Origin of the sequence: Schleiferia thermophila (assembly GCF_003337435.1) — a bacterium.
In the GTDB taxonomy this organism is placed as follows: domain Bacteria; phylum Bacteroidota; class Bacteroidia; order Flavobacteriales; family Schleiferiaceae; genus Schleiferia; species Schleiferia thermophila.
In genome coordinates, this window is sequence record NZ_QPJS01000001.1 from 172,869 (window position 1) to 197,040 (window position 24,172).

General features: G+C 43.0%; 18 protein-coding genes and 8 tRNA genes. 23 read left to right on the plus strand and 3 right to left on the minus strand.

All coding sequences use genetic code 11. The features are described 5' to 3' along the window. Positions 1-85: 85 nt before the first annotated feature. Genes aroC through DES35_RS00815 form a run of 3 tightly spaced genes read left to right on the plus strand, consistent with a single transcriptional unit; the run spans position 86 to position 5,386 of the window. Positions 86-1,153 carry a chorismate synthase gene (gene aroC / locus DES35_RS00805; protein WP_244906307.1) on the plus strand — a complete coding sequence of 356 codons (1,068 nt, stop codon included), beginning with the start codon at positions 86-88 and terminating at the stop codon, positions 1,151-1,153. Further along, positions 1,153-2,592 (plus strand): dicarboxylate/amino acid:cation symporter, encoded by a 1,440-nt coding sequence (locus DES35_RS00810; protein WP_114365540.1) that lies wholly within the window; start codon positions 1,153-1,155, stop codon positions 2,590-2,592. The genes aroC and DES35_RS00810 overlap by 1 nt, the downstream gene beginning before the upstream one ends. Beyond that, positions 2,576-5,386, plus strand: a complete 2,811-nt coding sequence (locus DES35_RS00815) for an AsmA-like C-terminal region-containing protein (RefSeq protein ID WP_114365541.1) — start codon at positions 2,576-2,578, stop codon at positions 5,384-5,386. The genes DES35_RS00810 and DES35_RS00815 overlap by 17 nt, the downstream gene beginning before the upstream one ends. A 1-nt stretch (position 5,387) precedes the next feature. Here DES35_RS00815 and DES35_RS00820 read toward each other — a convergent pair whose 3' ends face one another. Together DES35_RS00820 and DES35_RS00825 are read right to left on the minus strand one after the other, a co-directional pair. Then, positions 5,388-5,771, minus strand: a complete 384-nt coding sequence (locus tag DES35_RS00820) for a DUF983 domain-containing protein (RefSeq protein ID WP_037357687.1) — start codon at positions 5,769-5,771, stop codon at positions 5,388-5,390. Between the two features lie 68 nt (positions 5,772-5,839). Further along, positions 5,840-6,526 carry an ABC transporter ATP-binding protein gene (locus DES35_RS00825; RefSeq protein WP_114365542.1) on the minus strand — a complete coding sequence of 229 codons (687 nt, stop codon included), beginning with the start codon at positions 6,524-6,526 and terminating at the stop codon, positions 5,840-5,842. 203 nt (positions 6,527-6,729) lie between these two features. On the opposite strand from DES35_RS00825, the gene DES35_RS00830 reads away from it, so the two are divergent. After that, positions 6,730-7,947, plus strand: a complete 1,218-nt coding sequence (locus tag DES35_RS00830) for a GTP-binding protein (protein ID WP_114365543.1) — start codon at positions 6,730-6,732, stop codon at positions 7,945-7,947. Positions 7,948-8,002: 55 nt separating this feature from the next. Here DES35_RS00830 and rfbB read toward each other — a convergent pair whose 3' ends face one another. Then, entirely contained in the window at positions 8,003-9,055 is a 1,053-nt protein-coding gene (gene rfbB / locus DES35_RS00835; RefSeq protein ID WP_114365544.1) for a dTDP-glucose 4,6-dehydratase, read from the minus strand. Between the two features lie 285 nt (positions 9,056-9,340). On the opposite strand from rfbB, the gene DES35_RS00840 reads away from it, so the two are divergent. The 19 genes from DES35_RS00840 (at position 9,341) to tatC (ending at position 24,091) form a co-directional block, all read left to right on the plus strand. Continuing rightward, positions 9,341-9,413: transfer RNA gene (locus tag DES35_RS00840), tRNA-Thr, on the plus strand. A gap of 25 nt (positions 9,414-9,438) precedes the next feature. Continuing rightward, positions 9,439-9,519, plus strand: a tRNA-Tyr gene (locus DES35_RS00845). A gap of 11 nt (positions 9,520-9,530) precedes the next feature. Continuing rightward, positions 9,531-9,606 (plus strand) — tRNA-Gly (locus DES35_RS00850). A 5-nt stretch (positions 9,607-9,611) separates the two neighbouring features. Further along, a tRNA-Thr gene (locus tag DES35_RS00855) sits at positions 9,612-9,683 on the plus strand. A gap of 41 nt (positions 9,684-9,724) precedes the next feature. After that, positions 9,725-10,912, plus strand: coding sequence for an elongation factor Tu (gene tuf, locus DES35_RS00860; RefSeq protein WP_037357698.1), 1,188 nt, complete (start codon positions 9,725-9,727; stop codon positions 10,910-10,912). A gap of 62 nt (positions 10,913-10,974) precedes the next feature. After that, positions 10,975-11,045: transfer RNA gene (locus DES35_RS00865), tRNA-Trp, on the plus strand. A gap of 26 nt (positions 11,046-11,071) precedes the next feature. After that, entirely contained in the window at positions 11,072-11,266 is a 195-nt protein-coding gene (locus DES35_RS00870) for a preprotein translocase subunit SecE (protein WP_037357702.1), read from the plus strand. Between the two features lie 16 nt (positions 11,267-11,282). Then, on the plus strand, positions 11,283-11,831 hold the full coding sequence (gene nusG, locus DES35_RS00875; RefSeq protein ID WP_037357705.1) for a transcription termination/antitermination protein NusG: 549 nt from the start codon (positions 11,283-11,285) through the stop codon (positions 11,829-11,831). Positions 11,832-11,913: 82 nt separating this feature from the next. Next, positions 11,914-12,357, plus strand: coding sequence for a 50S ribosomal protein L11 (gene rplK, locus DES35_RS00880; RefSeq protein ID WP_037357708.1), 444 nt, complete (start codon positions 11,914-11,916; stop codon positions 12,355-12,357). A gap of 4 nt (positions 12,358-12,361) precedes the next feature. Next, positions 12,362-13,057 carry a 50S ribosomal protein L1 gene (gene rplA / locus DES35_RS00885; protein WP_037357711.1) on the plus strand — a complete coding sequence of 232 codons (696 nt, stop codon included), beginning with the start codon at positions 12,362-12,364 and terminating at the stop codon, positions 13,055-13,057. Positions 13,058-13,075: 18 nt separating this feature from the next. Further along, positions 13,076-13,600 carry a 50S ribosomal protein L10 gene (rplJ, locus tag DES35_RS00890; protein WP_114365545.1) on the plus strand — a complete coding sequence of 175 codons (525 nt, stop codon included), beginning with the start codon at positions 13,076-13,078 and terminating at the stop codon, positions 13,598-13,600. Positions 13,601-13,672: 72 nt separating this feature from the next. Continuing rightward, complete coding sequence (gene rplL / locus DES35_RS00895) at positions 13,673-14,056, plus strand: 50S ribosomal protein L7/L12 (protein ID WP_114365546.1); 384 nt, start codon at positions 13,673-13,675, stop codon at positions 14,054-14,056. 97 nt (positions 14,057-14,153) lie between these two features. After that, the gene (gene rpoB, locus DES35_RS00900) at positions 14,154-17,978 is read left to right on the plus strand and encodes a DNA-directed RNA polymerase subunit beta (protein WP_114365547.1); all 3,825 of its coding nucleotides are present in this window, start codon (positions 14,154-14,156) and stop codon (positions 17,976-17,978) included. A 20-nt stretch (positions 17,979-17,998) separates the two neighbouring features. After that, the gene (gene rpoC, locus DES35_RS00905; RefSeq protein ID WP_037357717.1) at positions 17,999-22,309 is read left to right on the plus strand and encodes a DNA-directed RNA polymerase subunit beta'; all 4,311 of its coding nucleotides are present in this window, start codon (positions 17,999-18,001) and stop codon (positions 22,307-22,309) included. A 3-nt stretch (positions 22,310-22,312) separates the two neighbouring features. Beyond that, complete coding sequence (locus DES35_RS00910; protein ID WP_037357719.1) at positions 22,313-22,630, plus strand: DUF3467 domain-containing protein; 318 nt, start codon at positions 22,313-22,315, stop codon at positions 22,628-22,630. A 254-nt stretch (positions 22,631-22,884) separates the two neighbouring features. Further along, a tRNA-Pro gene (locus DES35_RS00915) sits at positions 22,885-22,957 on the plus strand. A gap of 53 nt (positions 22,958-23,010) precedes the next feature. Further along, positions 23,011-23,083: transfer RNA gene (locus tag DES35_RS00920), tRNA-Pro, on the plus strand. Between the two features lie 43 nt (positions 23,084-23,126). Next, positions 23,127-23,199: transfer RNA gene (locus tag DES35_RS00925), tRNA-Pro, on the plus strand. A gap of 94 nt (positions 23,200-23,293) precedes the next feature. Then, positions 23,294-24,091: a twin-arginine translocase subunit TatC gene (tatC, locus tag DES35_RS00930; protein ID WP_244906308.1), complete on the plus strand. Its 798-nt coding sequence runs from the start codon at positions 23,294-23,296 to the stop codon at positions 24,089-24,091. Positions 24,092-24,172: the final 81 nt, after the last annotated feature.

The window sequence follows — 24,172 nt, forward strand, 5'->3', positions numbered from 1 at the left end:
TTTCATTATTATATAAGGTTCTTTCGTACAAAGCGAAATACACCGTGCTAGGAGATACATATTGGTGCTCAGATTGTGAAATCGTATGTTTGCCGATATGAGCAATACGTTTGGCAGAATATTACGGCTAACAACGTTCGGCGAGTCGCATGGGAAGGCTATTGGGGGTGTGATCGATGGATTTCCGGCCGGGATAGCAATCGATTTTGCGCGGATCAACCGGCAAATGGCACGCCGGAGACCCGGCCAATCGGCCCTTACCACAGAACGCAAGGAGACAGATAAACCAGAGTTTTTGTCCGGTATATTTGAGGGGAAATCTACGGGAGCTCCCATAGCTTTTGTAATTCAAAATGCAGATAAAAGGTCATCCGATTACGACCATCTCAGAACAGTCAACAGACCCGGACACGCCGACGAAACCTATACAGCCAAATACGGACACCGAGACCATCGCGGTGGCGGACGCTCATCAGCCCGAGAGACTGCCAATTGGGTAGTAGCCGGCGCTCTGGCCTCTCACTTGTTGCCTGGTGTAGAAGTGTTGGCATATACCAGTCAGATTGGTGAAGTCGTAGTACCCGCTGGTAGTCTGGTCACACCTGAAAGTATTGATGCACATCCCTCCCGAATGCCCGTAAGCGAGTACGCCCGCAAGGCAGAAGCCATCATCGCACAGTTTAAGAAAACCGGTGACTCTATCGGAGGAAAAGTGAGGGTAGAAGTCAGAGGTCTGATGCCCGGACTCGGTGAACCAATATTTGACAAACTCAGCGCCCGGCTTGCCTACGCGATGATGACCATCAATGCCACAAAAGCATTTGAAATAGGAAGCGGTACCAGAGCAGCCTTTATGAAAGGCAGCGAACACAATGATGCCCCGGATACCGGCGGAGTATTTTCTTCAAACAATGCTGGCGGTGTGTTAGGAGGTATCAGCACAGGCAGAACACTGTATTTTGAAGTAACATTTAAGCCTACGGCTTCAATCTCCTTAGCTCAAAAGGCATTGGATTCCTCTGGCCAGGTGATAGACCTGGAGATTAATGGAAGACATGACCCCTGCGTGGTACCGCGTGCTGTGCCCGTGGTAGAGGCTATGACTTGGCTTGTATTGGCCGATTTTTACCTGATGTCTAAAATAAACGCATAATGAACATCTCAAAAATAACCAGTTGGCCTCTGCATTGGAAAATTTTGTCGGGTATGCTTCTGGGCATTGTTTATGCTATCGCAAGTGTTCAGTTGGGATGGAGCAGATTCACCTCTGATTTTATAGCCCCGTTTGGTACCATATTTATGAACTTGCTTAAACTGATCGCTGTACCACTGGTACTTTTCAGCATCATCAGCGGTATAGCCGGGCTTGGCTCGCCCGAATCTCTTGGAAGGTTGGGACTGAAAACACTTTCAATATACCTCGGTACTACCATCGTGGCTGTAAGTCTTGGCCTGTTGTTGGTCAATTTGCTAAAACCGGGAAAAAGCAACGACTCAGAATTGATATTGGAAAACAGAATCCGATATGAGCTTTGGAAAAGCTCTACAGGAGCTGAAGACCTCGACGAAATTTGCCAAATATGTAAACCCGAAAATCAAGAGGTTGTTGAACGAGTAAGAGCAGCTACTGCTACATTTTCATCAGAAGAAGCAATTGAATCTAAAATCGAAAAAGCCAAACAAACCCAGAGCCGGGGCCCTTTGAGCTTTCTGGTAGATATGGTGCCCGATAACATCTTTACCAGTTTGAACGACAGTAAACTGATGATTCAGGTCATTTTTTTTGGGATTTTTTTTGGAATCTCCCTTTTGTATGTATCCATTGAACGACAGGCTGTATTGATTTCATTTTTTCAGGCTACGACAGACGTATTCTTAAAAATGGTAGACTTCGTGATGCAAGCTTCACCATTTTTTGTCTTTGCACTGATGGCTGCTACTATAAGTCAGATAGCAGGTGATGATGTGAGTAAAATGTTGCCGGTTTTTGCTTCTTTGGGTCTTTACAGTATCACAATAGTTTTCGGTCTGGTGCTTATGGCTTTTGTCATATACCCTCTCGTAATACATTACCTGGCACCTGGCATTCGATATACAGATTTTTTAAAAGCTATAAGTCCGGCTCAATTGCTCGCATTTTCCTCCTCGAGCAGCGCGGCTACATTGCCTGTTACCATCGAATGTATGGAAGAAAACATGAAAGTTGATAAAAAGTATACTGCCTTTGTATTACCTATCGGAGCCACAGTTAATATGGACGGTACCAGTTTATATCAGGCAGTAGCGGTGGTTTTTCTGGCACAGCTCCACGGTGTGGATTTAAACTTCGTTCAACAGTTGACCATAGTGCTCACTGCCACACTGGCCTCCATCGGTGCGGCAGCTGTGCCAAGCGCCGGGCTTATTATGTTGATAATTGTGCTCAACTCCGTTGGACTCAATCCGGCCTGGATTGCAATTATTTTGCCCATTGACAGGATTCTTGATATGTGTCGTACGGTGGTAAATGTGACTGGTGACGCAATGGTTTGTACCTTAGTAGCCAAATCTGAAGAATACAATCACTCAATTTCAAATGAAAAGGGCAGGTAAACTTTTATTAATCTTATTCGGAATTATTGGGGTCTCCGTTGTGGTTATACCCTTGATATTTAAGGACCAGATTATCAATAAGTTTAAAGAAGAGGTCAACAAACAGCTGCTAGCGGACGTGGATTTTGGACGCTTTAAATTGAGTCTGATCCGTGACTTTCCCAATTTGCACTTTGGGGTGGAGGACTTTGTCGTTACAGGGAGAGACACTTTTGCCGGAATTGAGCTGGCCAGAATTGGAGATTTCAGAATCTCACTGGACCTGCTATCTGTGTTTAAAGGTGAGCAATTCAAAATTAGGAAAATCGGAGTGGAAAATGCAAATATTCATTTGATTGTATTGGATTCTGCTACAGCTAATTATCTGATTCTGCCGACTTCAGAAGAGGAAGAAATACCTACAGAAGACACGATATCCACATCTTTTAATCTTGCGCTGAAAAAGTATTATTTCAAAAACATAAATCTGATTTACGAGGACCGCCTAGCAGGAATTTATACAGAAATTAACCACTTGAATCATGAAGGAAAAGGGGATTTTACTGAAGAAATAGTAAATCTTAGCACTTCTACAAAAATTGATGAATTGACATTTAAGTCCGATGGAATCGCACTGCTCAGCAGGGTGGCGGTAGCTTCTGATTTTGACATCAAAATCAACCAGAATACCATGGAGTTTAGCTTCGGCGATAATTTTCTCGAGCTTAATGATTTGAGATTGAATTTCAAAGGCGTTATTAGAATGCCGGATGAAAACATTGAAACCGATGTAGAATTTGACACCCCCAACTCATCTTTCAAGAGCATTATTTCTCTTATCCCAGCCATTTATTACCAGGATTTTGCAAAGCTAACAGCTCGAGGTACTGCCAGCCTTACCGGCAAGGTTCAGGGAACCTTCAACAGCGAACAGGAAATCTATCCAAAATTCAATATTCTACTGACCATTCGGGACGGATATTTTAAATATCCGGACTTACCTGCTGCAGTCGAAGCTGTAAATACTGACTTTCGGATCACCAACCCGGGCGGAAGTCTTGACAATACGCTGCTCACTATACCGGGCTTTTCAATGAAATTGGCCGATAATCCCATAGAAGCTGCATTGATGGTTTCTACACCTATCAGCGATCCTTTCATCGATTTCATGTTCAACGGAAAATTGGATTTGGGGACCATCAGCAAGCTGGTGCCGATCGACAAAAGTGTAGAGTTAAAAGGATTGATGGATGCTGGATTGACCCTTAAAGCTAAACTTTCTGATATCGAGTCAGAAAGATATGATAAAGTAGTTGCCGAAGGAAGGGTTTTGGTCAGAGATTTTCTGTTCAAGGACCCGGCTGCATTGGCACTTCCGGTCAGCATTAGCAAAGCCAAAGTGGTGGCACAGCCTGAGCATTTCAGACTCGAAGAGCTTTCGATGGCCATAGGGCAATCAGATATACGAGCCACCGGCCGGTTCGACAATCTGCTCTCCTATGTGTTTAAAGATACCTCGCTTTTCGGGCGATTTGATGTGAGCAGTAAAATATTTGATTTAAACGAGTTGGCCAATATATCGACCGACACCGCTGCAGCATCGGCCACTGAGGGTACAGAAGAAGATTACATACGCTTACCTGATCAAATCGATTTCACACTGACAGCTTCGGCAGACAGAGTACTGTTTAGCGATTTCGACATCGGAAATTTTACAGGAACCGTCACGCTGTCTGACCAGAAAGCGATCATGAACAATGTGCAGATGGAATTGGTAGGCGGTAGAGTGCTTTTAAGCGGTTTTTACGATTCGAAACTACCGGTGCCAGTATTTGACTTTTCCTTGAATCTTGAAAATTTTGGGATACAGCAGAGCTTTCAAACCTTTTCAACGGCGAAGGCTCTTGCGCCCATCGCCAAAAACTCTGAGGGTCAGTTCAATGTGGCCTTCAAAATTTCCGGGCCTTTGAACCGGGATATGACACCGGATCTGACGAAAATCACCTCAGCCGGAAGTATTAAGACCAATAACATACTACTGAGATCTGACGCATTGGCACAGATAGGCAGTTTCCTCAGAAATCAGGATTATTCTACTTTAACACTTCGGGATGCTAATATTTCCTTCAAAATTGAAAATGGACGGGTATTTGTCACACCATTTCAGGTGAAGACCGGACAGGTCACTGGTACCATTTCAGGTTCTAACGGATTGGATCAGACACTTGACTACGACATGGAATTAAAAATTCCTGGCTCTGCTGTCAGAGCCGACCAATTGCTGGCGTCTCTTGGAGGTAAGGCTCCGCAGACCATTGACCTCAGAGTAAAAATAACAGGAACTTATACGAATCCCAAAGTTTCTACTACTTTGGGCAATGTAGTCGGGGATCTGGTCACTCAGGTAAAGGAAAAGATTAAGGAAACAGCAGAACAAAAGGTTGAAGACTTAAAACAGCAAATCAATGCTGAAGCAGAGCGCATCATGGCCGATGCGCGTGCACAGGCTGAGCGTATTATGAATCAGGCTCAGCAACAAGCTGATAAGGTCAGAGCCGATGCCAGGGCTGCTGCCGACAAAGTAAGAGCCGAGGGAAGAGCACAGGCACAGCGATTGCGGGATGAGGCCAAAGGAAATATAGTCAAAGAACGCGCAGCCAATGAAGCAGCCAGACGTCTGGAGCAAGAAGCCGAAAACAATGCCCGCAAAATTGAACTAGAGGCCGATCGCCGTGCCGAACAACTTGTGCAGCAGGCAAGAGAGCAGTCCAATCAGATATTGACTGAAGCGGAAAATAAAGCCCGGGTGAAATAGTCTATTTTTCTGCCTTACACTCCGGATCGTATTTTACAAAAAAATGAATCCAAAGCGACCGCGACAATCTAAACAGCACAGGCGAAAGGATGACCAACACAATGAAATATGTTGGGATCAGTACCTCGATTTCGTTGTGACCTATTAAGGTCAAAATGACTAATACGGCTACAAACAGGGCTACAGCAAGTGCATAGCTCGCATACATCGCACCGTAGTAGAAGTTGGGTTCAATCACGTAAGGCTGTCCGCAGGACGGACACTTTTCGTGCATTTCAAAAAGTTTCGAAATCTTATATGGATTTGGTTGAGTAAAAAGAGGTGATGTTCTGCATCTCGGACACCGCATGGATAGGATATTGACTACCAGTTTTAAAAATTTCATATCTCCAACGTTTTCCGGTTCAAAAGTAGATTCAATAATTATCTTCAAGCGTTACTTATATCACCGGGCTAGTTTTTTAGCTCGTCCAAAACAATTTTACCATCTTCCAGGGTGATGATTCGCCTGGCAGCTTCAATCACCCTGTGGTCGTGCGTGCTGAAAATGAATGTAGCTCCCAATTCCCTGTTGAGTTCGGACATCAAATCCAGTAACTGGCGGGCAGTATTACTGTCGAGGTTTGCTGTGGGTTCGTCGGCTAGCACAAAGGCCGGACGTGAAACCAATGCTCTGGCTACTGCTATCCTCTGCTGCTGACCTCCGGAGAGTTGTGAGGGCCTTTGGTGCAACTTGCTACCCAAACCGACCCTATGCAAAATTTCCTTCGATCGCCTGATATAATCCTCCTTTTTTACTCCTTGAAGCTGCATGATAAAAGCCACATTTTCCAGAGCGCTGAGTACCGGGATTAAATTGTATGATTGGAACACAAATCCAATGTTGAAAAGGCGAAAGTCGATCAATTCATCCTCTGTTAAAGAGCTGAGATCAGTGTTATTTATGATTACCTGCCCTGAGGATGGCCGGTCCAGGCCACCTATCAGATTCAGCAGAGTGGTCTTTCCTGAGCCAGACGGACCAATGATGGCTGTAAACTCCCCAGGCTCAATATTGAGGCTTACCCCATCCAACGCTCGTACCTCTATTTCTCCGGGATAATAGATTTTACAGACATTGTTTACAGTAATGATTGACATGAAATAAAACGTGACATCTTAGAATGCAACGATGCAAATAAATCATATGTTTTCACGTTCATTACAAATGAATTATTAAACCCGTTACTGAAAATGGTGTTGGCCCATACAAGCGTAAGCGGTTGTAGAGATTCCCATTCAATAGTTTGCGTCTGTACTTTTGCATAACCAATAAATTAAAAGACCTTGATCCGTTCAACCGAATGCCGGATAAACTTATAAAAATCGCTATTGCCGGGAGTACTGACGATGGTAAAAGTACCCTACTGGGTAGGTTTCTGATGGACACGCACAATGTACCAGATGATCAGCTTCAATCAATAGCCGAAGAAAGCAAAAGACTTGGCCGCCCAGCACCTGAGATCGCATGGCTGACCGACGGCCTTAGTACCGAACAACAAAAACGGATCACCATAGATGTAGCATACCGAAGCGTCAACCTCAATGGAATAAGATTCCAATTGATTGATACACCAGGTCATCTGGAATTTCTTACAAGGGCAGCTGTCGGCATCAGTGAGGCCGATTCCTTGGTTTTGATTACAGATATTTCCCGCTCTATCACTGACCAAACGATCCGGCATCTGATATTGGCACGTATGTTTGGCATCAACCGGCTGATTGTGGTAGTCAATAAAATGGACGTTGTCGATTGGAAAATGCAACAATTTTGTGACTTTCAAAAATCACTTACAGCTAAGTTCTCTCTACTTTTTCCCGGTCAAATTACTTATATACCCGTATCAGCCCTTTCAGGTCATAATGTGGTATTTGACAGCGGTTATACTCAATGGTATCAGGGGCCGACTCTATTCCAGTGTTTTCTGAATCTGGCAGACCAAAACGTAAGTAGACTGAAAACTCATTCCAATACTACAATTGCAAGGATTGCCTGGTATCGTCCGGATTTGAAATGTATAGGAATAAAGATATTATCTGGGATACTAAAAAGCGGAGATGAATTATTTCTCAAAGGCAGTGAAAAATCAATCATAATTCAAAGTATTTTTTACCACGGAATTAAAGCAGATACTGCCTTCATGGGTCAAAGCATCACTGTACTGATAGAGGGTGAATTTAATGAGATATTTGAAGGCATCTGTTCTAAAAAACCGTTGAATTATCTTTCTGCTGATATCGTAGTTGAAGCAGTTTTATTTGAAAATTGTAACAATAAGACTTTGAAATGGGTCACCCATGCAGGTAACTTTGATGTAACTGTTGAAATACTAACGGATTTAACCAGTGAAGCCTTTGAATGCGAATGGACGACATCTGCAGATTCATTTGCGGTTTTCAAAAGATTGCGAATTCACGCGTACTTGCCGGAGGGTTTGCCAAGCTACATTCTAAACAGGGGACTATTATTTGGCAACAATAAAAAGTTGGTAGCTATTACAGGAAGAGAAATAGGGCAATAAAAAATACGAAAGGGTGGCATTAGCCACCCCTGGGGTATTTGAATAACTTTCTGAATCACCTATTTTTATACATCTCTTCGTAGTATTTTTGATACGCACCGGATGTAACATTCTTCAGCCATTCCGTATTCTCCAGATACCAATCAATAGTCTCTGAAAGGCCTGTTTCGAAAGTTACACTTGGCTTCCAGCCCAGCTCAGTATTGATTTTTGTTGCATCTATTGCATATCTTCGGTCGTGACCCGGCCTGTCTTTAACAAAGGTGATCAGCTTATCAGCTGTTCCCTCCGGTCGCCCGAGTTTTTTGTCCATGAGTCTGCATAATAATCTGACTAAGTCTATGTTTTTCCATTCGTTGAATCCTCCAATGTTGTAGGTTTCATGCTTTGCTCCCTTGTGGTAGACCAGGTCAATCGCCATGGCATGGTCAATTACATAGAGCCAATCTCTGGTGTAAAGGCCATCTCCATACACTGGAAGAGGTTTATTAGCGATGATATTATTGATAAAGAGAGGAATCAGTTTTTCGGGAAATTGAAATGGACCATAATTGTTGGAGCAATTTGTGATGATGTAGTTCATCCCATAAGTTTCTCCATAGGCTCTTACAAAATGATCGGATGCAGCCTTTGAAGCTGAATAGGGTGAGTTGGGATCGTAAGGTGTAGTTTCAGTGAAAAGACCCGACTCTCCTAAGGTGCCGTAAACTTCGTCGGTAGAGATGTGATAAAAAAGAGTTTCATCATACCGACCTTTCCAGATATCTCTGCACGCATTGAGCAAATTTACTGTTCCAATCACATTTGTTTTTACAAATGCGAGAGGATCGTTGATGGACCTGTCTACATGCGATTCGGCTGCAAGGTGAATGACACCGTCTGGATCGATTTCCGATATAATCTCATACATTTTATCGGCATCCGTAATGTCTGCTTTTATAAATGTATAATTTGGAAAGTTTTCTACATCTCGCAAGTTTTCCAGATTTCCGGCGTACGTCAGGGCATCCAGGTTGTAAATCTGATATTGCGGATATTTAGTCACAAATCGTCTTACAACGTGTGAACCTATAAAGCCGGCACCACCGGTAATGATAATTTTTTTCATAAGCAACTGAAATGAAATGGAGCACAAATTAAAAGTAGGAAATAAAATGCCAACAGAATATTTGTCTGTAAGTGTTAAATTCTTTTTAATTTCCTTAAAATATCTATGGAAATGGTACAATTTGCATGACCTGCTATTGAGATGGTTGAATATAAATTAATGAATATCAATAATATAAAAGAGTCTTCAAAATCTTAAAAATGGTCAAAAAGATGAAAGATCTGGAAGCTGAAAAGATTTTGATAATTGAAAAACCGAGCTACATTTGCAATCCGAAATTTTAAAGCCGGCATAGCTCAGTTGGTAGAGCAGCTGATTTGTAATCAGCTGGTCGGGGGTTCGAGTCCCTCTGCCGGCTCAACTTTAAGTTCTTTAAAAAATTTGGGGAGATTCCAGAGTGGCCAAATGGGGCAGACTGTAAATCTGTTGCGAAAGCTTCGGAGGTTCGAATCCTCCTCTCCCCACGATAAGTATTGCGGAAGTAGCTCAGTTGGTAGAGCATCAGCCTTCCAAGCTGAGGGCCGCGGGTTCGAATCCCGTCTTCCGCTCCAGGTTAGCCGTTGTAGCTCAGTGGTAGAGTGTTTCCTTGGTAAGGAAAAGGTCGAGGGTTCAATTCCCTCCATCGGCTCTGATTTTTTTATTTTTATCAACATTAATTGAGCTTCCGAAATGGCAAAAGAGCAATTTATTAGAAAAAAACCCCACGTAAACGTGGGTACCATAGGTCACGTTGACCACGGAAAGACCACCCTTACTGCCGCCATTACCAAAGTGCTTGCGGAGAGAGGTCTGGCTCAGGCTCGCGACTTTGATTCAATCGACAACGCACCTGAAGAAAAGGAAAGAGGTATCACCATCAACACAGCCCACGTAGAGTACGAAACCGACAAAAGGCACTACGCTCACGTAGATTGTCCAGGCCACGCCGACTACGTGAAAAACATGGTTACAGGTGCTGCACAAATGGACGGTGCTATTCTTGTAGTAGCTGCTACTGATGGTCCTATGCCACAAACTCGTGAGCACATCCTTCTGGCTCGCCAGGTAGGTGTGCCCAGAATCGTGGTGTTTTTAAATAAAGTGGACATGGTAGATGACGAAGAACTCCTCGAGCTTGTAGAAATGGAAGTTCGTGAGCTTCTGTCATTTTACGAGTACGATGGTGACAATACCCCTGTAATCAGAGGTTCTGCGCTTGGTGCACTGAACGGTGAGCCTAAATGGGTTCAGACTGTTCTCGACCTGATGAATGCAGTTGATAACTGGATCGAAGAACCAATAAGAGACAAGGATAAGCCATTCCTGATGCCGATTGAAGATGTCTTTACCATCACAGGTCGTGGTACTGTAGCTACCGGTCGTATCGAAACAGGTGTAATCAATTCTGGTGATGCCGTTGACATCATCGGCTTTGGCGATGAGAAACTCACATCCACCGTTACCGGTGTTGAAATGTTCCGCAAGATTCTAGACAGAGGTGAAGCTGGTGACAACGTAGGTCTGTTACTGCGCGGTATTGAAAAATCTCAAATCCGCAGAGGTATGGTAATCTGCAAACCAGGCTCTCAAACACCGCACAGGTCTTTTAAAGCCGAGGTGTATATCCTGAAAAAAGAAGAAGGCGGCCGTCACACTGCCTTCCGCAACAAGTATCGTCCTCAGTTTTATCTCAGAACCACAGACGTTACAGGTGAAATTATCCTACCAGAAGGTGTGGAAATGGTGATGCCAGGTGACAACCTCACCATCACTGTTAATCTGATTACACCAGTAGCAATTAGCAAAGGTCTCCGTTTCGCTATTCGCGAAGGAGGTCGTACTGTAGGAGCTGGCCAGGTAACTGAAATCCTCGAATAAAGTAATAATTCATAACTTTACAGGGTGTTTCGGGGTAAAACCTGAAACACCTTTTACCACATACGGGTGTAGTTCAAGGGTAGAATAGCGGTCTCCAAAACCGTTGATGGGAGTTCGAATCTCTCCACCCGTGCTTAGAGAGGTAGAAATAAGATTGTGATGTTCGAATCGTTAAAAATTGCATTGAAAGAATCTTATGTAGAGCTGGTGCAGAAGACTTCCTGGCCTACATGGGGAGAAATGCAAAAAACTGCTGCAATCGTAGCAGTGGCCTCAGTGGTCATTTCTTTGATCATATTTGCCATGGATAAGGTTATAACCCTTGTTTTAGAGACGTTTTATTCACTCTTTTAAAAGAGGACTACTCAAAATGACTGACAATAAAAAATGGTATGTTGTAAGGGCTATAAGTGGCCAGGAGAATAAGATCAAGAACTACATTGAAAACGAAGTTCACAGAAATAATCTGTCAGCTCAGCTGGGCAAAGTCCTTATTCCAACCGAAAAAATAATACAAGTCAGAAACGGAAAAAAAGTAACAAAAGAGAGGAATTATTTTCCGGGTTACATCATTATAGAAGCCAACCTCGAGGGTGAAATGATACATGTAATCAAGAACATTCCCGGTGTGATTGGATTTCTGGGTGAGACAAAAGGCGGTGACCCGGTGCCACTTAGGCCATCTGAAGTGAATAGAATGCTTGGAAAAGTCGATGAGCTGGCCGAAAGTCTTGAAATGACCCAGGTTCCTTTTACTGTAGGAGATACAGTAAAGGTAATAGACGGTCCTTTTACCGGATTCAATGGGGTCATTGAAAAAATTCACGAAGAGAAGAGAAAACTCGAGGTGATGGTAAAGATTTTTGGTCGAAAAACACCACTTGAGCTTAGCTATATGCAAGTGGAACGAGACGCTTAACAACGATATTGATGTGAGCTCAATATACAACAACAACTGACTGATACTGCTTCCATATCAGTCGAAGATAAAAGTAAATAAAATGGCAAAAGAAGTAGCAGCAATCATAAAATTACAGGCCAAAGGAGGCCAGGCCAATCCTGCTCCCCCTATAGGACCTGCACTTGGCTCCAAAGGTGTTAACATCATGGAGTTTTGTAAGCAGTTTAATGCCCGTACACAGGATAAAATGGGCAAAATACTTCCCGTACTTATAACTGTTTACACCGATAAATCATTTGATTTCATCGTTAAGACCCCTCCCGCAGCCATTCAGCTTATGGAAGCGGCAAAAATCAAAAGTGGAAGCGCTGAGCCAAACCGCAAGAAAGTAGGTAAAGTGACCTGGGATCAAATCAGAGCTATCGCTGAAGATAAAATGCAGGATTTGAATGCGTTTACTATTGAATCAGCTATGAGTATGATCGCAGGAACAGCCCGCAGTATGGGATTGACAATTGTAGGTGAATCACCTTTAAAAAAGTAGAAAAATGGCTCGGATGACAAAAAAAATGAAAGCAGCACTCGCTAAAGTTGAAAAAAATAAAAACTATACACTCGATGAGGCTGCAAAATTGGTCAAAGAAACATCGATTGCAAAGTTTGATGCATCAGTAGATTTAGCAGTTCGCCTGGGAGTTGATCCCCGAAAGGCTAACCAAATGGTACGCGGTGTTGTAACTCTGCCTCATGGAACGGGGAAAACAGTAAGAGTGCTTGCCCTGGTTCCAGCAGATAAAGAGGCCGAAGCCAAAGAAGCAGGCGCAGATTACGTTGGTCTTGATGAATATATAGAAAAAATAAAAAACGGTTGGACTGATGTAGACGTAATCATCACTATGCCATCGGTAATGGGAAAAATTGGTCCTTTAGGTAGAATATTGGGGCCACGCGGTCTGATGCCCAACCCAAAAACCGGCACAGTAACCATGGACGTAGGAAAAGCTGTAAAAGATGTAAAAGCCGGGAAAATTGATTTCAAAGTAGACCGTTACGGTATAGTGCATGCAGCTGTTGGAAAAGTATCCTTTGAACCTTCAAAAATCAAGGAAAATGCTGAGGAACTGCTGAAAACCATCGTACGCCTGAAACCTTCGACTGCAAAAGGCACTTATATCAAAAGCATCAGCATGAGTGCCACTATGGGCCCGGGAATTCCAATCGACCCACGCCAGGCTACTAACTAATAAAACAAACGTACTGAAATGAATAAACAGGAAAAAGACACACTGATAAACGAGCTCACAGATCTTCTAAAAGAAAATAGTGTCATATATCTTACAGATATTGAAGGTCTAAACGCTGCCCAGACATCGCAGCTTCGCCGAATTTGTTTTAACAAAAAGGTGCAGCTTAGGGTAGTAAAAAATACATTGTTGAAAAAAGCAATGGAGCGATCAGGTAAAAACTTTGGGGAACTCTTTCCAACCCTCAAAGGAATGACAAGCCTGATGATCGCCGAAAGTGGAAGTACTCCTGCCAGGCTGATCTCCGAAGTGCGCAAAAAGTCGGAGAAGCCAATTCTTAAAGGTGCTTATATCGATGAGGCAGTGTTTGTAGGTGATAATCAGCTCAAAGTCCTTGAGAACCTGAAATCACGTGAAGAACTTATAAGCGATATTATATTGCTGCTTCAAAGCCCCATCAAAAACGTGGTATCTGCTCTTAACAGCGGAGGTCAAACTATCGCCGGATTGCTTAAATCTCTTGAAGAAAGAGCACAGAATTGATGTAATTCCTAAGTACGCACTCAGCTTCCAATAACCCAAATTCAATTATTAACAATTAAAAAATCAAGCAAAATGTCAACAATTCAAGAACTCGGAGATAAACTGGTAAGCCTCACAGTAAAAGAAGTACAAGAGCTTGCCAATTACCTAAAAGAAACCTATGGAATCGAACCTGCCGCTGCTGCAGTTGTAGCCGCTGGTCCTGCTGCTGGTACTGGCGATGGAGGTGCTGTAGTGGAGGAGAAAACTTCTTTTGATGTAATCCTCAAATCAGCTGGTGCCCAAAAACTCGCTGTAGTTAAACTAGTAAAAGAACTTACAGGTCTCGGACTTAAGGAGGCTAAAGATGTAGTAGACAATGCACCAAAAGCGCTTAAAGAAGGCGTTACAAAAGACGAAGCCGATGCTCTCAAAAAACAACTTGAAGAGGCAGGAGCTGAAGTTGAAATTAAGTAACTTTACTTTCTTAACCACATTGGTTTAGGCTTGATGTTTCAGGCCTAAACCTTTTTTGTATTTCAATCCTTATTCAAAACGAACCGCTTATTTACTTATGAGCAGCCAAATTCCTCACGAAATAGTACACGGAAGGGTCTCATTCAGCAGTGCAAAACTCCTGAATGATTATCCTGATCTGCTTGAGATTCAAATCAAATCATTTAAAGACTTCTTCCAATTGGAAACAAAGCCTGAAAATCGCAAGAATGAAGGGCTTTACAAAACTTTCCTGGAAAACTTTCCCATTACAGATGCCAGAAATCAGTTCGTCCTGGAGTTTCTGGACTACTTTGTTGATCCACCCCGCTATTCAGAGGTCGAGTGTATTGAAAGAGGCCTATCGTATTCAGTGCCGCTCAAAGCCAGATTAAAACTCTACTGTACCGACCCCGAACATGAGGAATTTGAGACCATAGTTCAGGATGTCTATCTCGGAACCATTCCTTACATGACCGAAAGAGGCACCTTCATCATCAATGGTGCCGAAAGAGTAGTCGTATCTCAATTGCATCGCTCACCCGGTGTATTTTTCGGACAGAGTTATCATGCCAACGGTACTAAATTGTATTCAGCTCGAATCATTCCATTCAAAGGAAGCTGGATAGAATTTGCTACCGATATCAATGATGTCATGTATGCATACATCGACAGAAAGAAAAAATTGCCCGTCACTACACTGCTAAGAGCCATTGGCTTTGAGCGAGACAAAGACATTCTCGAACTCTTTGATCTAGCCGAAGAAGTAAAAGTCTCAAAAGCTGGTTTGAAACGAGTAGTCGGCAGAAGACTCGCTGCTCGTGTTCTTAAAACCTGGATTGAGGACTTTGTAGATGAAGATACAGGAGAAGTAGTTTCTTTGGAAAGAAATGAGGTTATTATTGACAGAGATGAAATTATAGAAAAAGAACACATAGACCTCATATTCGATGCAAATGTTGAAACCATTCTGCTCCACAGAGAAGATGTAGAATCATCAGAGTATTCCATTATATATAATACACTTCAAAAAGACCCGACCAATTCTGAGCTCGAAGCCATGGAATACATCTACCGACAGCTCAGAAATGCAGATCCTCCAGATGAGGAAACCGCTAGAGGTATTATCGAAAAACTCTTTTTTTCAGATACACGTTATAGCCTCGGCGATGTGGGACGTTACAGATTGAATAAAAAACTCAATTTGGACATCGATCCAAGTATCCAAATCCTGACTAAAGAAGACATTATTGCTATTGTAAAATATCTCATTCAGCTTATTAATTCAAAAGCTGAAGTTGACGATATCGACCACTTAAGCAACAGAAGAGTAAGGACCGTAGGCGAACAGCTTGCAGCACAGTTTGGTGTAGGTCTGGCACGTATGGCACGCACCATCCGGGAGCGCATGAATGTTCGAGACAATGAGGTGTTTACTCCCATCGACCTCATCAATGCCAAAACACTCTCCTCCGTTATAAACTCTTTCTTTGGCACCAACCAGCTCAGCCAGTTCATGGATCAAACCAATCCATTGGCAGAGATTACACATAAACGCCGACTATCCGCACTAGGGCCTGGGGGTCTTTCAAGAGATCGGGCGGGTTTTGAAGTGCGCGATGTACACTATACACATTATGGACGGTTGTGTCCGATTGAAACGCCCGAAGGACCCAATATTGGTCTTATATCCTCACTCTGTGTATACGCGAAGGTCAATAGTCTGGGTTTTATCGAAACTCCCTATCGCAAAGTAGAAAACGGCCGAGTAAAGCTGGACGAAAACCCAATCTATCTCTCTTCGGAGGAAGAAGAAGGTATGGTGATTGCGCAAGCTAATGCACCCATAGATGAAAATGGAGAGTTTGTAAACAATAAAATCAAATCCAGATTAGAAGGTGATTTCCCCATTGTAGAGCCCAATGAAGTGAACTATATGGATGTGGCGCCTAATCAGATTGCCTCCATATCTGCTTCACTCATCCCTTTCCTCGAACACGACGATGCCAACCGTGCATTGATGGGCTCAAACATGATGCGCCAGGCTGTTCCGCTTCTCAGACCTGAAGCACCAATAGTTGGAACTGGTATGGAGCGAGTAGTAGCTAAAGACTCCAGAGTCCTAATCAATGCAGAAGGTGATGGTACAGTTGAGTATGTAGATGCCAATGAAATTCACATCCGCTACAACAGGACTGAAAACGAACGTCTTGTGAGCTTTGAGGATGATCTGAAAATCTATACACTCACCAAATTCCGCAAAACCAACCAAAATACTGTCATCAATCTCAAACCCATTGTAAAGGTAGGCGATCGCGTCACCAAGGGTCAGGTGCTCTGTGAAGGTTACTCCACCAAAAACGGTGAACTGGCACTTGGCAGAAACCTCAAAGTAGCATTCATGCCATGGAAAGGCTATAATTTTGAGGACGCCATCGTGATTTCTGAACGGGTAGTGCGAGAAGACATCTTTACCTCTATACACATTGAGGAATACTCGGTGGATGTACGCGATACGAAGCTCGGTATGGAAGAGCTCACTTGCGATATCCCCAATGTAAGTGAAGATGCAACCAGAGACCTGGATGAAAACGGAATCATCCGGATCGGCGCTGAAATTAAACCTGGTGATATCCTCATTGGAAAAATCACACCTAAAGGAGAGTCAGATCCCACTCCCGAAGAAAAACTCCTCAGAGCTATCTTTGGAGATAAGGCCGGAGACGTAAAAGATGCCTCACTAAAAGCGCCCCCTTCTGCTTATGGTGTTGTAATAGACAAAAAGCTCTTTTCGAAAGCTCTCAAAGACAAAAGGTCTAAACAAAAAGAAAAACAAGAAATACAGGAAGCAGAAGATGAATACAACAAAAGTATTGCAGAGCTTAGAGAAGAATTTCTCCAAAAACTCAACATCCTGGTAGCGGGAAAAACATCTCAGGGTGTGTACAATGATCTAAATGAGGTTGTTATTCCCAAAGGAACCAAGTTTACACAAAAAATCCTGAATTCCATTGAAGATTATACCAGGATTCAAGGTGGTCAATGGACTACTGATGAGGAGAAGAACAATCTGATCACTACCCTGCTTCACAATTATAAAATTAAAGCAAGTGATTACCTTGGAATTCTGAAACGCAAAAAATTCAACATCACAGTTGGTGATGAGCTTCCTCCGGGAATTGTCAAACTGGCTAAGATTTATGTGGCCCAAAAGCGCAAACTCAAAGTAGGTGACAAGATGGCCGGCCGCCACGGAAACAAAGGTATTGTCGCTAGAATAGTCCGGGAAGAAGACATGCCATTCCTCGAAGATGGTACTCCTGTAGACATCGTCCTAAATCCGCTGGGTGTTCCATCGCGGATGAACATCGGACAAATCTATGAAACAGTACTAGGCTGGGCAGGCCAAAAACTTGGACTTAAGTTTACTACTCCTATATTCGACGGAGCCAGCATCGATGACATCAACTATTATACGGACCTTGCAGGATTGCCGAGATTTGGCCATACGTACTTGTACGATGGTGGTACTGGCGAGCGCTTTGACCAAAAAGCTACCGTAGGTATCATTTACATGCTCAAACTCGGCCACATGGTCGATGATAAAATGCACGCACGATCTATTGGACCTTACTCCCTTATTACACAGCAACCACTCGGAGGAAAATCTCAATTTGGTGGTCAGCGCTTCGGTGAAATGGAAGTCTGGGCTCTCGAAGCCTACGGCGCATCCAACATTTTGAGGGAAATTCTTACCATTAAGAGCGATGATGTGGTAGGAAGAGCAAAAACCTATGAAGCTATTGTTAAAGGTGAAAACCTGCCCGAACCAGGAATTCCTGAATCATTCAACGTATTGTTGCATGAGTTGCTTGGATTAGGACTAAAGATTACAATGGAATAAAAGCTTAATACCGAATCATCATGTCATTTAAAAAGACAGAAAAAAATACACAAACAAGCCGATTTAATTCAATTACCATCAGTCTGGCATCGCCTGAGTACATTCTTGAGAAGTCTTATGGTGAGGTACTAAAGCCGGAAACCATCAATTACCGTACACACAAGCCGGAAAGAGATGGTCTGTTTTGTGAGCGGATTTTTGGTCCTGTTAAGGATTATGAATGCGCATGTGGCAAATACAAGAGAATACGCTACAAAGGCATCGTATGCGATCGATGCGGTGTAGAAGTAACAGAGAAAAAAGTCCGTCGGGAGCGAATAGGCCATATTACACTCACTGTGCCAGTTGCACATATTTGGTACTTCAGATCCATACCAAACAAGATAGGGTATCTGCTGGGACTTCCATCCAAAAAACTGGATATGATTATTTATTATGAGCGATATGTGGTCATTCAGCCTGGAATCGCTAAATATCCAGATGGAAAAGAGATCAATAAAATGGATTTTTTAACTGAAGAGGAATATCTGGACATCACAGAGAAACTACCGGCCGATAATCATTATCTAGATGACAGCGACCCAAATAAATTCATAGCAAAAATGGGAGCGGAAGCCTTGTTAATGCTCTTGCAACGTCTCAATTTAGATGAGTTGTCGTATGAGCTGAGACATCAGGCCAGCCGCGAAACATCCCAACAAAAAAGACAGGAAGCACTTAAACGCCTTCAGGTGGTCGAAGCTGTAAGAGAAGCCAACAGCAGAATTGTAAATAAGCCCGAGTGGATGATCATGAAAGTAATACCAGTCATCCCACCTGAGCTTCGTCCATTGGTACCTCTGGATGGAGGAAGATTTGCCACATCTGACCTCAATGACCTCTACAGAAGAGTAATCATTCGAAACAATCGCCTGAAGCGATTGATGGAAATAAAAGCTCCGGAAGTTATTCTTAGAAATGAAAAGAGAATGCTGCAAGAGGCAGTAGATTCCCTCTTTGACAATACTAGAAAGTCCACAGCCGTAAAAACTGAGTCAAACAGAGCGCTTAAATCCCTTTCGGATAGCCTTAAGGGAAAACAAGGTCGCTTCCGCCAAAACCTATTGGGAAAAAGAGTCGACTACTCAGGAAGATCTGTTATTGTTATAGGGCCTGAACTAGCCCTCCACGAATGTGGTCTTCCGAAGGATATGGCAGCAGAGCTTTACAAACCTTTTATCATCCGAAAACTCATCGAAAGAGGTATAGTAAAAACAGTAAAGTCAGCCAAAAAGATTATTGATCGCAGAGAACCCGTCGTATGGGATATACTGGAAAATGTGATGAAAGGACACCCGGTATTGCTCAACAGGGCTCCAACCCTTCACAGACTGGGCATTCAAGCGTTTCAACCCAAACTGATCGAAGGTAAAGCTATCCAATTGCATCCGCTCACCTGTACGGCATTCAATGCCGACTTCGATGGCGACCAGATGGCCGTTCACCTACCTCTCGGACATGCAGCCATCCTGGAAGCTCAGATGCTCATGCTCGCTTCGCACAACATCCTGAACCCTGCCAACGGATCGCCGATTACAGTTCCATCACAGGACATGGTTCTTGGTCTGTATTACATTACTAAACCTAGACCTTCAACTCCTGAGCATCCCGTCAAGGGTGAGGGCAAGATTTTTTATAGTGCAGAAGAAGTCCAAATCGCATTGAACGAAGGTAAACTCGACATAAATGCTAAAATTAAGGTAAGAGCTAGGGTAAGAGAAAACGACCAATTGGTGTACAAAATCATAGACACTACTGCCGGACGTGTTGTTTTCAATACCATAGTACCTGAAGAGGTCGGATTTATCAACGAACTTCTAACCAAAAAGTCACTAAGAGACATCATAGCCCGGATCCTTCGCCTTACCAACATTCCGAAAACTGCAGCCTTCCTCGACAATATGAAAAACCTTGGCTTTAAATATGCCTTCAAGGGAGGTCTTTCGTTCAGTTTAGGCGATATCATCATTCCAAAAGAAAAAGAACAACTTATAGTCGAAGCCAATGAGGCCGTTGAAAATGTGATTGCCAGCTACAATATGGGTCTCATCACTAACAATGAACGCTATAACCAGATCATCGATATCTGGACCAACACCAATGCAAAACTCACAGAGAGAGCTATGCACTATCTCTCAAGCGATCGCCAGGGATTTAACCCCATCTACATGATGCTCGACTCCGGTGCAAGAGGTTCAAAAGAGCAAATCCGCCAGCTTTCAGGTATGCGTGGTCTGATGGCTAAGCCTCAGAAATCAGGCTCCGGAGGAGGAGAGATCATTGAAAACCCCATTATAGCAAACTTTAAAGAAGGGTTGTCAATTCTCGAATATTTCATTTCTACACACGGTGCCCGCAAAGGTTTGGCAGATACCGCTCTGAAAACAGCAGATGCCGGATACTTGACCCGCCGTCTGGTAGATGTGGCCCAAGATGTAATAATCTCTGAAGACGATTGTGGCACACTTCGCGGTCTGGAGGTCACAGCACTTAAGAAAAATGAAGAAGTAGTAGAGCCCCTGTATGACCGTATCCTCGGCAGGGTATCGCTTCACGATGTGTACGATCCGCTCACCAACGAACTATTTGTAAAAAGCGGTCAAGAAATTACCGAAGAAATTGCAGCAAAAATTGAAAATTCGGCCATTCAGATGGTGGAAGTGCGCAGCCCGCTGACCTGTGAATCACAAAAAGGAATATGCGCAAAATGCTACGGTCGAAATCTCGCAACTTCCAAAATGATTCAAATCGGTGAAGCCGTAGGTGTGATTGCCGCTCAATCCATTGGCGAGCCAGGTACTCAGCTTACACTCCGTACTTTCCACGTAGGTGGTACAGCCGGTAATGTGGCAGAGGAATCAAAAATAGTAGCCAAATTCGACGGCATTATCGAAATAGATGAGCTTCGGACAGTAGTCAGCGAAAACGACCAAGGCGAAACTGTAGAAGTAGTCATTGGACGCACTGCTGAAATGAGAATTGTTGATGAAAAAGCTGGAATCGTAGTACAGACCAATAATATACCCTATGGTTCTACTATTTATGTAAAACCAGGCAACAAAATTTCAAAAGGCACCAAAATCTGCGAATGGGATCCATACAATGCCGTAATCATTGCCGAACAAAACGGAACAGTCAAATATGAAGGCATCGAAATGGGAGTGACTTGCAGAGAGGAAGTAGACGAACAAACCGGATTTAAAGAAAAAGTGATCACCGAATCAAAAAACAGACGACTGATCCCAACTCTTCATATCCAAACTGCCGATGGAGAAATTCTCAAGTCCTACAATCTTCCGGTTGGAGCATATCTGATCGTAGAAGACAATACTTCCATAAAAGCGGGCAAAGTAATCGCCAAAATACCACGTAAATCAGCCAAGGCTGGCGACATTACAGGTGGGTTGCCCAGGGTAACTGAACTCTTCGAAGCCAGAAACCCATCCAATCCGGCCATCGTGTCTGAAATCGATGGTATTGTTTCCTTCGGACCAAAAATCAAAAGAGGTAACCGCGAAGTAATTGTAGAAAGCAAAACAGGCGAACGTAAAGTTTACATGATTAACCTGTCAAAACAAATTCTCGTACAGGAAAATGATTTTGTTAAAGCAGGTACACCTCTGTCCGACGGAGCTATTTCACCAGCTGATATTCTTTCTATCCAAGGTCCCGGTAAAGTACAGGAATATCTCGTAAATGAAATTCAGGAAGTATATCGCCTTCAGGGAGTGAAAATCAACGATAAGCACTTTGAAGTAATCGTTCGTCAAATGATGAGGAAGGTTGAAATCGTAGAGGCGGGAGATACAAGCTTCCTTGAAGACCAGCTTGTACATATCAATGATTTTAACGCTGAAAATGACTACATCTTCGACAAAAAAGTGATTGAAGATGCCGGCGATTCTGCTGAGCTTAAGCCGGGGATGATCATATCTGCACGCAAGCTCAGAGATGAAAACAGCCGCTTGAAACGCCAGGACAAAAAACTGGTAGTGGCAAGAGATGCTAGACCAGCTACTGCCAAACCCGTATTACAAGGAATCACCAGAGCTGCTCTGCAAACGAAATCATTTATCTCAGCAGCCTCATTCCAGGAAACTACTAAAGTGCTCAATGAAGCCGCTGTAAGTGGTAAAGTAGACTATCTTGAAGGATTGAAAGAAAATGTAATTGTAGGCCACAACATTCCAGCAGGTACCGGCCTGAAATCTTTCGATCGAATCCTTGTGGGTTCGCTGACAGAATACGAATCAATGAAATCAAGAAAAGAAAAAGAAACTACTATTCATTAAAAAATGGAAAGGCAAGATCTACCGGAGCAGCAAATCAATGTAGAAATCGCTGAAGAAGTGGCCGGAGGAGTGTACAGTAACCTCGCAATCATCAATCACAGCCCTAGTGAATTTGTGATTGACTATCTGCAAATAATGCCGGGTATGCCTAAAGCAAAGGTTAGATCCCGCATCATTCTAACACCTCAACATGCAAAAAGACTCCTTCTGGCACTCAGCGACAACATTGCTAAGTACGAAGCTGCTTTCGGAAAAATAAATGAAATAGAACCCGGTGGTCCGGTACCTCCGATGGCATTCGGACCTAAAGGACAAGCTTGAGTCTGTAAAAAGTCTTAAAGTTCAATTCCAATCCGAATCCGATACGATCGGATTCGGATTTTTTTATCACTACATATATAAATATTTCTATTTTTCTCTCTTAAAGACAAATGATCTTGGAATTCATTAAATTTAAGTAGGTGAGAAGATCAAAAAAATTTACACATATTTTTAAGAAAATCGCTTTTTCGAAACTTCTCCAGAGGCTACTTTTGCAGCCCGTTTACAAATAATAAACCAGTTCTTTCAATTATCGGGATGTAGCGCAGTTGGTAGCGCACTACGTTCGGGACGTAGGGGTCGCTGGTTCGAGTCCAGTCATCCCGACTTTGTGTTCTCGGTCCACGTAGTGTGTCGAAAGCTGTATTTAGTGATACTATCGGGATGTAGCGCAGTTGGTAGCGCACCTGGTTTGGGACCAGGGGGTCCCAGGTTCGAGTCCTGGTATCCCGACTGATTCAGGTATTACATCTGTAATACCTGAATTTTTTTATCGCGGGATGTAGCTCAGGTGGTAGAGTACACGTCTGGGGGGCGTGTGGTCGCTGGTTCGAGTCCAGTCATCCCGACTGATTACCTATCAAAAGCAGGTTTATATCACCTGCTTTTTTCGTTTTGAAGAGTATGTTTTCCAGCAAAAGAAAGCAAAATCCAGAGGCCGAAATGAGTTTTCTCGGTCATCTTGAGCAACTAAGGCAGCACCTCATCAGGTCAGTAGCAGGTGCTTTAATTGCCGCTGCTCTTGTTTTCTATTTTAAAGAGTTTTTTTTTGATAGCATTTTGTTAAAACCTACGAAAGTAGACTTTCTGACCTATCGATTGTTTTGCAATATAAGCAAATTATGGGGAGGTGAGGTCTTTTGTCTGGACTCAATGCCGTTCAAACTAGTAAATCTCAAAATGGCCGGGCAGTTTGGTATGCATATCTGGGTTGCACTCATAGGAGGAATTATCCTTTCTTTTCCATACATTATTCTCCAGCTATGGCTTTTTGTTTCCCCTGGACTAAGGCCGGAAGAAAAAAAATATTCAGGTCTGATGATATCTTCCAGCAGTCTTTTGTTCTTTCTAGGGGTATTTTTCGGGTATTTTATCATTGTGCCACTTACAGTACAATTCTTGGGAACTTATCAGGTGAGTGTCGATGTACAAAACCAAATCGATCTGTCGTCGTACATTTCTACCATCACTAGTGTATTACTTGCGTGCGGCCTTATGTTTCAGTTGCCAGTTTTGGTTTATGTTGGAACTAAACTAGGACTTTTAACCCCGCAATGGATGAGAAAATACCGTAAGCATGCATTTGTGGTGGTATTGGTAATAGCTGCTATCATTACTCCACCTGATGTCGCCAGTCAAATATTGGTCACAATCCCTGTGATGCTCTTATATGAAATCAGCATACTTATCTCTGCCAGAATTGTAAAAAGTGAGCAATCCGGACAATCCCGTGTCATATAAGTTTTCAACACTTTAAAAATTTTGACAATTTATCTTCACCTTTACAGTCTGAGAACCTTTATAGCTAAATCTTTAAAAATA